Source organism: Ferrovibrio sp. (assembly GCF_964218355.1).
Classification (GTDB): domain Bacteria; phylum Pseudomonadota; class Alphaproteobacteria; order Ferrovibrionales; family Ferrovibrionaceae; genus Ferrovibrio.
On the sequence record NZ_CAXPMC010000009.1, the window covers coordinates 220,179 to 235,305 of the forward strand.

General features: G+C 64.5%; 15 protein-coding genes. 9 read left to right on the forward strand and 6 right to left on the reverse strand.

The window, feature by feature from the left end; genetic code table 11:
* Positions 1–133: 133 nt before the first annotated feature.
* Together ACEQZY_RS05095 and ACEQZY_RS05100 are read left to right on the forward strand one after the other, a co-directional pair.
* Positions 134–1,675, forward strand: coding sequence for a hypothetical protein (locus tag ACEQZY_RS05095; protein ID WP_370152754.1), 1,542 nt, complete (start codon positions 134–136; stop codon positions 1,673–1,675).
* 53 nt (positions 1,676–1,728) lie between these two features.
* Positions 1,729–2,406, forward strand: coding sequence for an MBL fold metallo-hydrolase (locus ACEQZY_RS05100; protein ID WP_370152756.1), 678 nt, complete (start codon positions 1,729–1,731; stop codon positions 2,404–2,406).
* Between the two features lie 14 nt (positions 2,407–2,420).
* On the opposite strand, the gene ACEQZY_RS05105 is transcribed toward ACEQZY_RS05100, so the two are convergent.
* From ACEQZY_RS05105 to hppD, 3 genes are read right to left on the reverse strand one after another with little or no spacing between them, the layout of a single operon-like run.
* Positions 2,421–3,404, reverse strand: coding sequence for a fumarylacetoacetate hydrolase family protein (locus ACEQZY_RS05105; protein ID WP_370152758.1), 984 nt, complete (start codon positions 3,402–3,404; stop codon positions 2,421–2,423).
* 28 nt (positions 3,405–3,432) lie between these two features.
* Positions 3,433–4,599 carry a homogentisate 1,2-dioxygenase gene (locus ACEQZY_RS05110; RefSeq protein ID WP_370152759.1) on the reverse strand — a complete coding sequence of 389 codons (1,167 nt, stop codon included), beginning with the start codon at positions 4,597–4,599 and terminating at the stop codon, positions 3,433–3,435.
* Positions 4,600–4,626: 27 nt separating this feature from the next.
* Positions 4,627–5,697 carry a 4-hydroxyphenylpyruvate dioxygenase gene (gene hppD / locus ACEQZY_RS05115; protein WP_341703339.1) on the reverse strand — a complete coding sequence of 357 codons (1,071 nt, stop codon included), beginning with the start codon at positions 5,695–5,697 and terminating at the stop codon, positions 4,627–4,629.
* 113 nt (positions 5,698–5,810) lie between these two features.
* Here hppD and ACEQZY_RS05120 point away from each other — a divergent pair, with 113 nt between their 5' ends.
* Together ACEQZY_RS05120 and ACEQZY_RS05125 are read left to right on the forward strand one after the other, a co-directional pair.
* A complete protein-coding gene (locus ACEQZY_RS05120; RefSeq protein ID WP_341703338.1) occupies positions 5,811–6,257 on the forward strand; it encodes a MarR family transcriptional regulator in 447 nt (148 codons plus the stop codon).
* A 35-nt stretch (positions 6,258–6,292) separates the two neighbouring features.
* On the forward strand, positions 6,293–6,694 hold the full coding sequence (locus ACEQZY_RS05125; RefSeq protein WP_370152762.1) for a carboxymuconolactone decarboxylase family protein: 402 nt from the start codon (positions 6,293–6,295) through the stop codon (positions 6,692–6,694).
* A gap of 15 nt (positions 6,695–6,709) precedes the next feature.
* Here ACEQZY_RS05125 and ACEQZY_RS05130 read toward each other — a convergent pair whose 3' ends face one another.
* Entirely contained in the window at positions 6,710–7,345 is a 636-nt protein-coding gene (locus ACEQZY_RS05130; protein WP_370152764.1) for a DedA family protein, read from the reverse strand.
* A gap of 25 nt (positions 7,346–7,370) precedes the next feature.
* Entirely contained in the window at positions 7,371–8,354 is a 984-nt protein-coding gene (gene thiS, locus ACEQZY_RS05135) for a sulfur carrier protein ThiS (protein ID WP_370152766.1), read from the reverse strand.
* A 176-nt stretch (positions 8,355–8,530) separates the two neighbouring features.
* Between thiS and maiA the strand changes: the two genes are divergently transcribed.
* Positions 8,531–9,169: a maleylacetoacetate isomerase gene (maiA, locus tag ACEQZY_RS05140; RefSeq protein WP_341703334.1), complete on the forward strand. Its 639-nt coding sequence runs from the start codon at positions 8,531–8,533 to the stop codon at positions 9,167–9,169.
* A gap of 3 nt (positions 9,170–9,172) precedes the next feature.
* On the opposite strand, the gene gph is transcribed toward maiA, so the two are convergent.
* Positions 9,173–9,841 carry a phosphoglycolate phosphatase gene (gph, locus tag ACEQZY_RS05145; protein ID WP_370152768.1) on the reverse strand — a complete coding sequence of 223 codons (669 nt, stop codon included), beginning with the start codon at positions 9,839–9,841 and terminating at the stop codon, positions 9,173–9,175.
* A gap of 130 nt (positions 9,842–9,971) precedes the next feature.
* Here gph and glmU point away from each other — a divergent pair, with 130 nt between their 5' ends.
* From glmU to gor, 4 genes are read left to right on the forward strand one after another with little or no spacing between them, the layout of a single operon-like run.
* On the forward strand, positions 9,972–11,321 hold the full coding sequence (gene glmU, locus ACEQZY_RS05150) for a bifunctional UDP-N-acetylglucosamine diphosphorylase/glucosamine-1-phosphate N-acetyltransferase GlmU (RefSeq protein ID WP_370152770.1): 1,350 nt from the start codon (positions 9,972–9,974) through the stop codon (positions 11,319–11,321).
* Positions 11,322–11,333: 12 nt separating this feature from the next.
* Entirely contained in the window at positions 11,334–13,160 is a 1,827-nt protein-coding gene (glmS, locus tag ACEQZY_RS05155) for a glutamine--fructose-6-phosphate transaminase (isomerizing) (protein WP_370152772.1), read from the forward strand.
* Positions 13,157–13,765 (forward strand): tyrosine phosphatase family protein, encoded by a 609-nt coding sequence (locus ACEQZY_RS05160; protein ID WP_370152774.1) that lies wholly within the window; start codon positions 13,157–13,159, stop codon positions 13,763–13,765. The genes glmS and ACEQZY_RS05160 overlap by 4 nt, the downstream gene beginning before the upstream one ends.
* Positions 13,752–15,119, forward strand: coding sequence for a glutathione-disulfide reductase (gor, locus tag ACEQZY_RS05165; protein WP_341703329.1), 1,368 nt, complete (start codon positions 13,752–13,754; stop codon positions 15,117–15,119). Before ACEQZY_RS05160 ends, gor begins: the two co-directional genes overlap by 14 nt.
* Positions 15,120–15,127 lie beyond the last annotated feature (8 nt).

The following is a 15,127-nucleotide window of genomic DNA, read 5'->3' on the forward strand; positions in this document are numbered from 1 at the left end:
AGCGCTCGCCTCACTGACAGGACTTTCCTCGGCGAACCAGACAAGCACACGGAAGAATCCGTTGCTGCCGACCCCGTTGTCGTCCTCCCAGCAGGGGAGCGCACAGCGGGCGTCACCGATTCTGCGTTTCGATGTGCCGCGCATCAGCAGTGGCGTGTTCAGCACGCTGCAGAATTCTGCCCTGCTCAGCGTGGCCCGGCAGGAGGTGGTCGGCGTCGAAAGGGAGGCGCTGGAACTCGAACTGCGCCGGCGTGTTGTCGAGACGGAAACGCCGGGCAGCCCGGGCAGCCCGGGCACACCGGACCAGGTGACGACGACCACGGTCACGCAGACCAGTCTGTCGGCCGACGCGCTGGATGCCCTTGCCGTGCTGATCCGCAGCTTCGGCGGCGGCTACGGTCATGGCCATGGTCATCACGGCCACGACCATGGCCGGGGCCGTGATGACCGGAATGGTTATGGCTATGGGCGCGGCGACGACTATGGCCGTGACCGTGATTATGGCCGCCGATACGATTCCGGCCGCGGTCGCGATGATGATCGCGGTTATCGCTACGGCCGCGACCATGGCGGCGGTTACGGTGGCGGCTATGACCGCACCGTCCTTGCCGGCCTGCAGGACAATCTGGCGCGGTTCAGCGACAGGCTCGGCAGCGGCGGGGCCGGCCGCGATCTCGGCGAGGTGATAGGCCGGCTGGAAAACAGCGTGATCGGGAAGGGCGGCCTCGATTTCTTCGACCTGTTCCGCGACCCGGCCCTGTTCGGCACGCTGATCGAGGGACTCGGCAACTTCGAGCGCCAGACCGGCAGCAGCCGGGCGACGCAGGCGCTGGGCAACCTGATCCTCGCCGTTGGCGATCCGGCCTTCGGCAATGGCAGCGCCAACAGCCGCGGCACACGCCGGGTCGGCGAGGCCATCGACCAGCTGGCTGACAGCCTGGCCGGCAACGGCAATGCGGCCCGTGCGGTCGACGATTTCCTCGATCTGCTGCAGGATCGCCGGGTCGGCGGCGGACAGAGCGGTGGCCAGGGCGGCAACCCCGGCGATTACGGCCGCTATGCCCGCCGGATCGCCGGCATTCTCGGCGACGCGCTGACCGACCTGCAGAATGGCAGCCTCGACGCCGCGGCAGTGCAGCGCCTGCAGGATGCAATCGGCGAGATCGGCGACTTGCCGAATCTCCCCGGCCGCCGCGACAACCGCCTGCGCGAGCGGGCGGTCGATGGCCTGCAGGATATCCTCGACCGGTATACCACGGTCACCCAGACCACCCAGACCACCGTCACGCCGGGCCAGCCGGCCACGCCACCGACCCCGCCTGACCGCGAGGTCAGCGTGCTGGAGGAAACCACTCTGGTGCCGCGGCTGGAAATCGTGCAGCGGGTGGTGACGGTCTACCAGTCGGTGCAGGACCAGCTGAAGCCGTTACAGAAACTGTCGGAACCGCCGCCGGCCACTCCCAGCCTGACCTACCTGGTACAGCCGCCCGGAGAGCAGGACGACGAGGAACGCGGCAACCGTTTCGTGATCCGCGCCGATGGCGAGGCGTCGCGGACGCGTATCGGCCCTGCTGAGGATGACGGCGCGGCTGCCGCCCGGCCGTCAGATCCTGTCGGTGGCAGCCTGTATGGCGGCTTCGGCAGCGCCGGCCAGCTCTATGACGCCCGCGCCTGACCCCTGACCGGGGCATTGCGCCGGCGGCTCCGGAGGATTAAGCCGGGAAGGCAATGACGACAGCCCAGCCTCCACGCCTGCATGCCGAAATCCACCCCGTCACGCCGTTCCAGCAGAATTGCTCGCTGATCTGGTGCCCGGAAACCATGAAGGGCGCGCTGGTGGATGCCGGCGGCGCGCCGGAGGAGCTGCTGGCTGCGGCCGAAGCCCGTGGCGTGACGCTGGAAAAACTGCTGGTCACCCATGGTCATCTCGACCATGCCGGCGCCGTGAAGGACATTGCCGAAAAACTGAACCTTCCCATCGAGGGGCCGCATCGCGACGATGCCTTCTGGATCGACGGCATGCCACAGGCGGCAAAGCAGTATGGCTTTCCGCCCAGCCGCAGCTTCACGCCTGACCGCTGGCTGGAGAACGGCGATGTCGTGGAAGTGGGCAACCTGAAACTCGATGTCGTCCACTGCCCGGGCCATACGCCGGGCCATGTGGTCTTCGTGCATGCGCCGTCACGGGTGGCGCTGGTCGGCGATGTACTGTTCCAGGGCTCGATCGGGCGCACCGATTTCCCGAAGGGCAACCATGCCGACCTGATCCGCTCGATCCGCGAGCGGCTGTTTCCGCTGGGCGACGACATCACCTTCGTTCCCGGCCACGGCCCGCTCTCGACCTTCGGGCAGGAGCGGCAGGTCAACCCCTTCGTGTCGGACCGGGCACTGGGGCGGGCGGGCTGACCGACCGGCGCCGGTCAGCCCTTATATTTCACCACCGCCTGGTCGATGGCGCCGAAGATGGATTGGCCGGCGGCATCGAACATCTCGATGCGGACATGGTCGCCGAAGCTCATGAACGGGGTCTTCGGCTTGCCATCCTTGATGGTTTCGATCATGCGGATCTCGGCCAGGCACGAGAAACCCTTTGAGGCATCGCGGTTCGAGACGGTGCCCGAGCCGACGATGCAGCCGGCCTTCAGGTTGCGGGTCTTCGCCGCATGGGCGACGAGGTCGGCGAGGCTGAACTGCATGTCGGCACCGGCATCGGGTTCGCCGAATGTCCTGCCGTTCAGATGCGTGACCAGCGGCCGGCAGACTTTCGAATCCTTCCAGGCATCGCCGAGCTCGTCGGGCGTGACCGCCACCGGCGAGAAGGCAGTGCTGGGTTTGCCATGGAAGAAGCCGAAGCCCTTGGCCAGCTCGCCGGGAATCAGGTTGCGCAAGCTGACATCGTTCACCAGCATCAGCAGGCGGATCTGGTTTGCGGCCTCCGTCGAAGACGACCCCATCGCCACGTCGCCGGTGATCGCCGCGACCTCGCCTTCGAAATCGATGCCATAGGCCTCGTCGGCCACCGGGATGTCGGCAGTGGGCGGCAGGAAGTCATCCGAGCTGCCCTGGTACATCAGCGGGTCATGCAGGAATTCCGGCGGCATCTGGGCACCGCGCGCCTTGCGCACCAGTTCGACATGATTGAGATAGGCCGAGCCATCGCACCACTGATAGGCACGAGGAAGGGGACTGGCCAGCTTGTCCGCGTCGAAAGGTACGGCGCCGGCCGCCTTGCCGGCATTCAGCGCGTCCGATACCGCCTGCAGGCGCGGCGCCATCACCGACCATGTGTCGAGAGCCATCTGCAGGGTGGGGCAGAGCTGGTCCACCGGCAGCATGGTTTTCAGGTCGCGGCTGACAACGGCAAGGCGGCCGTCGCGGCCATGCCGCAGCGAGGCGAGTTTCATCGCGTTTACTCCCCAGACTTGGAAATGATTACTCGGCGGCCTGGCGGAACCCTTCCGGGTTCCAGCTGCCGACATAGCCCTTGAATTCGACGCTTTCCGCAGCCGGCGCGACATCCAGTGCATCACGGGTATCGATCATCACCGCCACTTCGTCGGTTTCCTTACGGGCCGCTTTCGCGCCGGCCGCAAAGGCCTTCGGATGCGGGCCATGCGGGAAGCCGCAGGGATGCAGGGTAATCATGCCTGGATGAATGTTGTCTCTGCTGAAGAACTGGCCCCGGTGATAGAAGATGACCTCATCGTAATCGTCGTTGTTATGGAAGAATGGCACCTTCAGGGCTTCCGGATCGCTCTCGATCGGGCGTGGCACGAAAGTACAGACAACGAAGCGCGACGCAAGGAAGGTGGTGTGCGCCGAGGGCGGCAGGTGATAGCGGTGGCTCATCAGCGGGCGGATGTCGCGCCAGTTCAGCTTCACCACGGCCAGATCGCCCTTCCAGCCGACCACGTCGAGCGGGTTGTAGGGGTAGGTGACTGTGGAAAGCTGGTCGCGCCGCTTGATCACCACGCGCCAGTTGTGCCCCCCGGAAACCGGACCCTTCTGCTGCTGGGCGCGGAAGGCGTCGTCCAGAGCCGGGATCTGCAGGATGCCCGGATCGAAGATCGCATGGGGGCCGACCAGGCCTTTTTCCGGCAGGCGGTAGCTGTCGTTGGTCGCCTCGATCAGCAGGATTTTGCTGGGAGTGGCCGGCTCCAGGCGCCACATGGTGCCTCGCGGCAGCATGACGTAGTCGCCTTCGGAATAGGACAGGTGACCGAAATCGCAGAACAGCTCGCCGCTGCCATCATGGATGAACAGCAGCTCGTCGCCATCGCCGTTGCGCACCAGATGATCCATCGGCGCGGTCAGCAGCAGATGGCGGTATTTGACATGGGCATTGCCCATCAGAAGCCGTGCCTTCCAGGGGCAGTCGGCGGCTTCGGCGAACTTCGCCGTGTCAAAGGCGCGGGGTTTCAGCGGGCCTTCCCAGTCGATCCAGCCGGTTGGCGGGTTCTGGTGATAGAGATGGGCGGCGGGACCGAAAAAACCCTCCTTGCCCATCTCGCGTTCGTAGGTGCCGGCGGGCAGGGCGACATGGGCCTGGCGTGAAGCCGTGCCCTCCGCATGCATCATCGGAATCCAGGTCTTTGCCATGGCGTCACCTCCCGGGTGTCTTGCAGCTCAGGCGTTCGGTTTCAGCACGCCGCGGCGGATCTGGTCGAGTTCGATCGATTCGAACAGCGCCTTGAAATTGCCCTCGCCGAAACCTTCATTGCCCTTGCGCTGGATGATCTCGAAGAAAATCGGGCCGATCACCGTATCGGTGAAAATCTGCAGCAGCAGACCCTGGTTTTCGGTCGGCGCGCCATCGATCAGGATCTGCAGTTCCTTCAGGCGGGCGAGGTCCTCGTTGTGGCCCGGAACGCGGTCCGGAACCTGGTCGTAATAGGTGTCCAGCGTCGACTGGAACGGCACGTCGCGACCGCGCATGGTGCTGACGGTGCCGTAGATGTCGTCGGTGCCCATGGCAACATGCTGGATGCCTTCGCCGTGATAGGCGTTGAGGTATTCGGCAATCTGCGACTTGTCGTCGGAGCTTTCATTGATCGGGATGCGAATCTTGCCGCAGGGGCTGGTCATCGCCTTCGATTTCAGGCCGGTCAGCTTGCCTTCGATATCGAAATACTTGATCTCGCGGAAATTGAAGAGCCGCTCGTAGAATTCCGCCCATTCGTTCATCCGCCCGCGATGCACGTTGTGGGTCAGGTGGTCGACATAGGTAAGGCCGACGCCCTTCGGATTGCGCTCGGCACCCTCGATCGGGACGAAATCGACATCATAGATGGTGCCGCGGCTGCCATAGCGGTCGACCAGATAGATCAGGCTGTCGCCGATACCCTTGATGGCCGGGATATTCAGTTCCATCGGGCCGACATGCTGCTCGACGCCCCAGGCGCCCAATTCGGTGGCCCGCTTGAATGCCCGGGCCGCATCCTTGACGCGGAAGGCCATGGCACAGATCGACGGGCCATGGATGCGGGCAAAGCTCTGGGCGAAGCTGGCCGGTTCGGCATTCAGGATGAAGTTGACATCGCCCTGCCGGTAGAGCGTGACATTCTTCGACCGATGGCGGGCGACCGCCTGGAAGCCCATGCGCTCGAACAGGGCCGCCAGCTTGTCGGGCTCAGGAGCGGCATATTCGATGAACTCGAAGCCGTCGGTGCCCATGGGATTTTCAAAAAGATCGGTCATGAGAGGTGTCCTCCCGGATTATGGTTTGCGCCATGATCGGCATTGCAGTTGAGTCGCATAATAGTTACACTTGAAACTAGTTTCAAGGGCTGTGGCCCGTTTCGGGGGACGACATGGCCAAAGGGCCGCTGATACTGGAAAAATTCCTGCCTTACCGGCTGTCGGTGATTACCAACCGGATCAGTGGCGCATTGTCGCGGCATTATGCGGCGCGATTCGGTATCAGCATCCCGGAATGGCGGGTGATCGCCAATCTCGGGCGCCATCCCGGTCTCAGTGCCAACCAGGTTTCCGAACGCTCGGCCATGGACAAGGTGACGGTCAGCCGCGCGGTGGCGGCGCTGGAGCGCAAGGGTCTGCTGGACCGGATGCGCGACGACGGGGACAAGCGGCGTTCACACCTGACCCTGTCGGCGGCCGGGCAGGCCGTTTATGGTGAGATTGCACCGCTGGCGCTCGGCTTCGAGCGGGATCTGCTGACCGCGCTCGAGCCGGAGGAGGCGGCCCAGCTTGACCGTATCATCGACAAGCTGAACCGCCGGATGGATGAATTATCCTGACCGTCGAGGGGTCGGGGAAGGGAGAGAGAACGGCCATGTCTGCCGATGACGCATTGTTCGAGAAGGGATTGCCGATCCGCCGCGAGGTGCTCGGCGCCGATTATGTTGATACCTCGCTGGCCAAGGCCGACGATTTCATGATGGCGTTCCAGCGTGCCACCACGAGTTGGGCCTGGGGCTGGGCCTGGGGCGATCCGACGCTGGACCGCCGGTCGCGCAGCCTGATCAACCTCGCCATGCTGACCGCGCTCGGCAAGCCGCATGAACTGAAGCTGCATGTGAAGGGCGCGCTGACCAATGGCGTGACGGTGGATGAGATCAAGGCAGTGCTGCTGCACGCCACCGCCTATTGCGGCATCCCGGCGGGGCTGGAGGCCTTCAAGGCCGCTCACGAGATTCTCGTGCAGGAAGGCGCACTGCCCAAGAAAGACGGCTGACGCGCCGCTTTGCGGTCAGTGCTCGGACGGTGGCGAGGTATCCCGCTTGCCCTGCTGGGAGGCGGCGATGCGGGCTTCGAACCGCGCTTTGCTGCGGCGGTGCACGAAGAACAGGATGATGCCCACCAGGGCAAAAACACCGAGCATCACCAGGCCAAAATCCTTGGCGATGTCGCCGAGCACCGCCTCGAATGCGACACCCAGCAGGTAGCCGGTCCAGACGAAGCTGTTGGCCCACAGGCCGGCCGCGATGAAATTCAGCACGGCAAAGCGTGGCCACGAGATCATGCTCATACCCATGGCCAGTGACGAAAAATTGCGCACGCCATAGATGAACCGGAAGCTGAGAATGAAGCCGACATGGTATTTATGCAGCATGTCGAGGGCGACGTTGACGCCGCCCTGCAGCTTGGGAAACCGCTTCAGCAGCCGATGGCCGTATTTGCGCCCGATCAGGAAATAGAGCTGGTCGCCGCAGAAGCTGCCCAGCCAGGCCGCTGCGATAAGCCAGTGGACGAGCAGCGCGCCCTGGGTTGCAGCCGCGCCTGCGAAAATCACGAATGTCTCGCCTTCGAGGAAGGTCCAGACAAAGGTGATGATGTAAAACCAGTCGTGGTAGTCGGCAATCAGTTGGTTGATGTCGAGATCCACGGTACTGCCTGGAATGTTGGATGTGTCAGATCAGGCCGGCCAGCGGCGAGGATGGGTCGGCATACCGTTTTTTCGGCATGCGACCCGCCTGATAGGCAAGGCGGCCGGCCTCGATGGCCAGCTTCATGGCACGGGCCATGCGGATCGGGTCTTTCGCCTCGGCAATCGCCGTGTTCATCAGCACGCCATCGCAGCCCAGCTCCATCGCAATGGCGGCATCGGAGGCCGTGCCGACGCCGGCATCGACCAGCACCGGCACTTTTGCGTTTTCGATGATGATGCGGATGTTGACCGGGTTCTGGATGCCGAGGCCCGAGCCGATCGGCGCCGCCAGCGGCATGATCGCGCAGGCGCCAAGATCTTCCAGCTTCCTGGCCGCGATCGGGTCGTCGGCACAATAGACCATGACGTCGAAGCCTTCCTTCACCAGCTGCTTTGTCGCAGCCAGGGTCTGCTCCATTTCCGGGTAAAGTGTCTTCTGGTCGCCCAGCACTTCCAGCTTCACCAGCTTCCAGCCGCCGGCCTCCCGCGCCAGCCGCAGGGTGCGCAGGGCGTCATCGGCAGTGAAGCAGCCGGCAGTATTCGGCAGGTAGGTGTACTTCTTCGGATCGACGTAATCGACCAGCATCGGCTGGTTGCGGTCGGTCACGTTGACGCGGCGTACTGCAACGGTGACGATTTCGGAACCAGAGGCCTCGATGGCGAGTTTGGTCTGCTCGAAATCCTTGTACTTGCCGGTACCAACCAGCAGTCGGGAGCGGAAGCGGCGCCCGGCCACTTCGAAATAGTCGTCCTCGCCCAGCGGCGCGTTACCGCCACCGATGAAATGCACGATCTCGATCCTGTCGCCGCTGCTGAGGCCGGTCTCGGCATAGGCCGAACGCGGCACGATCTCGCGGTTCAGTTCGATGGCGATCTTGCGGGAATCAAGCTCCAGCGTCGCCAGCAGCTCCGCCACCGTCACCGCCCCCGCGATATCGCGGGCCTCGCCATTGATCGTCAACTGCATGACCGGACCACCCTGACGCGTACCACCCCGACCCGGACCAGATGGGGCTTCGAAAGCGCGCCGACAATAGAGCGGCGGCCACAGGGGGGCAACCCTTTCCCGGCGGCCGGTGGCGTCGCAGGGCGTTGTAACGTCACGCAACTGCAGTAAAATCCGCCGGTCATCGGGAGGAACACATGCTGCTTTACGGGTATTTCAGGTCTTCTGCGGCCTATCGGGTCCGGATCGCCCTCAACCTCAAGGGGCTGGATTACGACAACCGCTTCATCCATCTGCAGAAGAATGACCAGCTGTCGGCCGACTATGCCGCCATCAACCCGCAGAAACTGGTTCCGGCCCTGGTCGACGGAGGCCATGTGCTGACCCAGTCCCTGGCCATCCTCGAGTATCTCGACGAGACCCATCCGCAGCCGGCCTTGCTCCCGGCCGATCCGCTGGGGCGCGCGCGGGTGCGGGCGATTGCGCAGGCGATTGCCTGCGATATCCATCCGATCAACAATCTGCGCATCCTGCGTTATCTGGTGAAGGACCTGGGGGTCAGCGAGGAGAAGAAGGACGCCTGGTACCGCCACTGGGTCGAGACCGGGCTGCAGGCAGTGGAAAGCCTGCTGACCACCAATCCGGGCACCGGGCGTTTCTGCCACGGTGACGATCCCGGCCTGGCCGACATCTGTCTCGTGCCGCAGATCGCCAATGCCCGGCGGTTCAAATGCGACCTGTCGGCCTGCCCGACGGTCGAACGGATTGGCGCAGAATGCGACAAGGTGCCGGCTTTCGCCGCCGCCGCCCCGGGCCGCCAGCCCGACGCCGAATAGGCTTCAGCCGCCCAGTGCCGTCAGTGCCGCCGGCAGGTCGGCGTACCGGTCGATCAGCCGGTCGGCGCCCAGTTCGGCCGCCGGAATCTGCGTGTAGCCGAAGCTGACGGCAATACTGGGCAGGCCGGCCGCTTTTGCGGCATTGATGTCGTTGGATGAATCGCCAACCATCACAGCCCAGGCCGCCGGTTCGCCCAGCCGGTTCAGCGTGCCGTGGATGTGGCCGGGATCCGGCTTGCGTACCGGCAGGCTGTCGCCACCGACGATGGCGGCGAAGAAGGCGGTCAGTCCGAGCCGGTCGAGCAGTGTCCGGCTGAAACCCTCAGACTTGTTGGTGCAGACGGCCATCACATAGCCCTGCTCGGCGAGAGCTGCGAGGCAGGTGGCCACACCGGGAAACGGCCGGCTGGTATCGGCCAGATGCACGGCATAGTAGTCGAAGAAGTCGGCCATCGCGGCTTCGAAGGCTTCCGGCGATGGAATCCCGCCGGTGACGGTCAGGCCTTTCTCGACCAGGGCGCGGGCGCCGTCGCCGACAAGCTGGCGGACAGCCTGCAGGCCGATGGCCGGTCGGCCGGCACGCTGCAGGGCGTAATCCGTGGCGGCGGCAAGGTCTGGTGCGGTATCCACCAGGGTGCCATCGAGATCGAAGAGAATCGCTTTTTGAATCATGGTGTTACAATTCGAAAGACCCTGAAACAGACGGAAAGACCATTTGATTTCCACCGGCGGCGGCGGCTATGACACAGTCCGCCGCGCCGGATGCGGCGAATCGTAGCTTTTTTCTACACGGAACATCTGCATGGCGAAACGGGCAGTAGCGGTGGTGGTGCTGGCGGCAGGGCAGGGCACGCGCATGAAGTCGCGCCTGCCCAAGGTGCTGCACCCGGTTGCCGGCCGGCCGATGCTCAACCATGTGCTGGATGCTGCCGCCGCTCTGAAGCCCGACCGGGTCGTCGTCGTCACCGGCAAGGGCCAGGAGGCTGTGGCCGCGGCGGCGCAACCTGCGACCATTGTCATCCAGGATCCGCCCAGGGGGACCGGGCATGCCGTGATGGCGGCGATGCCGGCCCTGAAGGGTTTCAAGGGCGATGTGATCGTGTTGTTCGGGGACTCCCCGCTGTTGCCCCCGGTCCTGATGAAGACCCTGCTGTCGGCGCGTCGCCACCGGTCTGACCCGGCGGCGGTGATCGTCGGCTTCCGGCCCGCCGATCCGGCCGCCTACGGCCGGCTGATCGTGGACGGAAAAGGCCGGCTGCAGAAGATCGTCGAATACCGGAACGCCTCCGCGGAGGAACGCGCCGTCACGCTCTGCAATGCCGGGCTCATGGCGCTGGATGGTGCCCGGCTGCCGGCCTTGCTGAAAAAGCTGAGCGACCGGAATGCCCAGGGCGAATACCTGCTGACGGATGCGGTCGAGCATGCCAATGCGCAGGACTGGACCTGTCGTGTGGTAGAGGCCGATCCGGTCGATGTGATGGGCATCAACACCCGCGCTGAGCTGAGCATCGCTGAGGCCGCCATGCAGCAGCGTCTGCGGGCCCGCGCCATGGCCGAGGGTGTGACCATGGTTGCGCCCGAGACGGTTTTCCTGCGTGCCGACACGAGGCTGGGGCGTGATGTGGTGATCGAGCCTTTTGTGGTATTCGGCCCTGGCGTCACGGTGGCAGACGGTGTCCTGATCCGCAGCCACAGTCATATCGAGGGCGCAAGCATCGCCTCCGGCGCCACCATTGGGCCGTTTGCCCGGCTGCGCCCCGGAGCCGCGATTGCCGAAGCTGCCCATATCGGCAATTTCGTTGAGATCAAGAATGCGAAGATCGAACGTGGTGCCAAGGTCAACCACCTGACCTATATCGGCGATGCCAGGGTTGGCGCTGCTGCGAATATCGGGGCCGGTACCATCACCTGCAATTACGACGGCTTCGGCAAATACCATACCGATATCGGTGCTGGTGCCTTCGTCGGTTCGAATTCGGCGCTGGTGGCGCCGGTGAAGATCGGCGATGGGGCCATGGTTGCTGCCGGCAGCACCATCACCCGGGATGTGCCCGGCGATGCACTGGCTGTTGCCCGCGGCCGCCAGGAAGACAGGCCCGGCTTCGCCGCGAAATTCCGCGCGATCCAGTCGGCGCGGAAAGAGAAGAAGTAAGGAGCGTTCTGGATGTGTGGAATTGTCGGGGTGGTTGGCACCCGGGATGTGGTGCCCCTGCTGGTCGACGGCCTGAAACGGCTGGAATACCGCGGATATGATTCTGCCGGCATTGCTACGCTGGTCCCGGGGGGAGATATCGAACGGCGCCGTGCCGAAGGCAAGATTGCCAGGCTGGAGGCGCGCCTGCAGGACAGCCCGCTCAGCGGCATGATCGGCATCGCCCATACCCGCTGGGCCACCCATGGTGCGCCGAACGAGGAGAATGCGCATCCGCATGCCACCGAGCGGGTTGCGCTGGTCCACAACGGCATCATCGAGAATTACCGCGAACTGGCGGAAGAACTGATCGCGAAGGGCCAGCATTTCCACAGCCAGACCGATACCGAGGTAGCTCTGCGTCTGATCGACCAGTATCTGCTGGACGGCAAGAATCCGGAACAGGCCGTATTGGCGGCGCTGGGCCGGCTGCGCGGTGCCTTTGCGCTGGGCATCCTGTTTCACGGCAAGGACGACCTGCTGATTGGTGCCCGCCGCGGCGCGCCACTGGCGGTCGGATTCGGCAATGGCGAGATGTATCTCGGCTCAGACGCGCTGGCTCTGGCGCCGCTGACCGACCGCATCGCCTATCTGGAAGAGGGCGATATTGTCATCCTCAGCCGGGCGGGGGCGCGGTTCCTCGATGCCGGCGGCAAACTGGTCGATCGCGTCGTCCGCCCCACGGCAATCAGCGGTGCCATGATCGGCAAGGGCAACTACCGCCACTATATGCAGAAGGAAATCTACGAGCAGCCGGCGGTGATGGGCGACACCATCAATACCGTCGTCGGTCCGAAGGACCGGATGGTGCATCTGCCCGATCTTGGCATCGACCTGGCCGAGATCAGCCGTGTCACCATCGTGGCCTGCGGCACCTCGTATTATTCAGGCCTGGTGGCGAAATACTGGCTGGAACGCTATGCCCGGATCGGTGTTGAGGTCGATGTCGCCTCGGAATTCCGCTACCGCGAAGCCCCGGTCGATCCGAAGGGACTGGCGATCTTCATTTCGCAATCGGGCGAAACCGCCGATACCCTGGCGGCCCTGCGCTATGTGAAGGCCAATGGCGGCCGTACGCTGGTGATCGTGAACGTCCCGGAAAGCAGCATGGCGCGCGAGGCCGACGGCATCCTGCTGACCAAGGCGGGCCCCGAGATCGGCGTTGCCTCCACCAAGGCCTTCACCTGCCAGCTCGTCACGCTGGCTGCCTTCAGCCTCGCTATGGCACAGGCCCGCGGCGTGATGCCGGCCAGTGAGACCGCCCGCCTGATGGCAGCGCTGACCGAGGTGCCGGCCCATGCGGCCGAGGTGCTGAATCACGACGATGATCTGCAGCTTCTGGCTGAGAAGATCATGGATGCCCGCGACGTGCTGTATATCGGCCGCGGCCCCTGTTTCCCGCTGGCGCTGGAAGGCGCGCTGAAGCTGAAGGAAATCTCCTATATCCATGCCGAGGGTTATGCGGCCGGAGAGCTGAAGCACGGCCCGATCGCCCTGATCGACGAGGGCGTGCCGGTAATCGTGATCGCGCCGAGCGACGGCCTGTTCGAGAAGACCATTTCCAACATGCAGGAAGTGATGGCCCGCGGCGGCAAGGTGATCTTCATGTCGGACAAGGCCGGCCTGTCTCATGTAGACGAGCGGACCTTTGCCACCGTCGTGCTGCCGCAGGTCGAGCCGTTCATCGCCCCGATCCTGTATGCCATTCCGGTGCAGCTGCTGGCCTATCACGTTGCGGTGCTCAAGGGCACCGATGTCGACCAGCCGCGCAACCTGGCCAAGTCCGTCACGGTGGAATGATGCCGGCACTTGCCCGCGGCCTGCTGCCATTCCGTCTCAGTATCTGCGGCGTGGCGGAGCTGGAGCAGTTTGCCGGCGATGTCACCCATATCCTCGGCATCCTCGATCCCGGCACGGCCGCGCCGGAGGGTTATGCCCATCATCCGGAAGCCTTGCGCGACGAGTTCCGGTTCTACGACATCGTCACCGAAGCCCCGGGGCGCACCCTGCCCGGCGAGGCCGATATGGCCGCCATTCTCGCGGTCGGGGACCGGCTGGCACAGGCCAGGGTGGGCCATCTGCTGGTGCATTGTTTTGCCGGGGTGTCCCGCTCGACGGCCGCCGCGGTCAGCCTGATGGCCCAGCGCAATCCGGGCCGCGAGGCCGATATTTTCGCCGCCCTGGCCGAAATCCGGCCGCGGGCCTGGCCCAACACGGTGATGATCGGTCACGCCGACCGCCTGCTGGGCTGCGGTGGCGCGCTTGTCGAAGCGCTGCGTCTGCACCACATTGCGGTGGCCCGCCGGTTTCCGGAGGTCCGGACCCTGATCTCCAGCGTCGGCCGCGGGCATGAACTGCCGGCCGAGTATGCCGAGGAAGGAACCGACCCCTATGAGCCAGTATGATTTCGACCTTTTTGTGATCGGTGGCGGCTCGGGCGGCGTGCGCGCCGGCCGTATTGCGGCCGGTCATGGCGCCCGCGTCGCCGTGGCCGAGGAATACCGCTATGGCGGGACCTGCGTGATCCGGGGCTGCGTGCCGAAGAAGCTGCTGGTCTACGGGTCGGAATTCTCCCATGCTTTCGAAGATGCCGCCGGCTTCGGCTGGACGGTGCCGCCGGCCCGCTTCGACTGGGCGACCATGATCGCCAACAAGGACAAGGAAATCGGCCGGCTGGAGAAAATCTACCGCGGCCTGTTCGAGAATGCCGGTGCGAAAACCTTCGACGGGCGCGCCGCGCTGAAGGACGCCCACACCGTCGCCATCGGCGAGACAACCGTCACGGCGGAAACGATCCTGATTGCCACCGGCGGCCGGCCCACCAAGCCGGCCATACCGGGGGCCGAGCTGATGATCAGCTCCAACGAGGCCTTTCACCTGCCGGCCCTGCCGAAACGGGTGGTGGTGATCGGCGGCGGCTATATCGCCTGCGAGTTCGCCGGCATCTTCAACGGATTTGGATCGCAGGTCACCCAGCTTTATCGCGGCGAACAGATTCTGCGCGGCTTCGATGCCGACATCCGCAGCCATCTGGCCGGGGAACTGGTCAAGAGCGGCATCGATCTGCGGGTGAAAATCGATGTAACTGCCGTGGAGAAGGTTGCCGGCGGCCTGCTGGTTCATCTGACCGATGGCAGCAGCCTGGAGGCCGATTGTGTGATGGCGGCCACCGGCCGGCAGCCGAACACCGATGGCCTCGGTCTGGAAGCAGTCGGCGTGAAGACCGATGCGGATGGTGCCGTGGTGGTCGACGAGTATTCGCGCAGCAGCATCGGGAATATTTATGCCGTGGGTGACGTCACCAACCGCATCAACCTGACACCGGTGGCGATACGCGAAGGGCATGCTTTCGCCGACACCGTATTCGGAAAGAAACCACGCAAGGCCGACCACACCGATGTGCCGGCGGCGGTATTCAGCCAGCCGCCGGTCGGCACCGTCGGCCTCAGCGAGGAGGCCGCCCGCAAGGCTTATGGCGAGGTGGATATCTACCGCACGACTTTCCGGCCGATGCGCGCCACCATCTCGGGCCGCGACGAACGCATCCTGATGAAGCTGGTGGTGGATGCCCGCAGCGACCGGGTGATCGGCGCCCATATGGTTGGCCCGGAAGCGGGCGAGATCATCCAGGGCCTGGCCATCGCCATCAAGGCGAAGGCGACCAAGGCCGATTTTGATGCCACGGTCGGCATCCATCCGACAGCCGCCGAGGAATTTGTCACCCTGCGCGAGAAGGTGCGCGAACCGGTGAAGGCCTGATCTGGTGC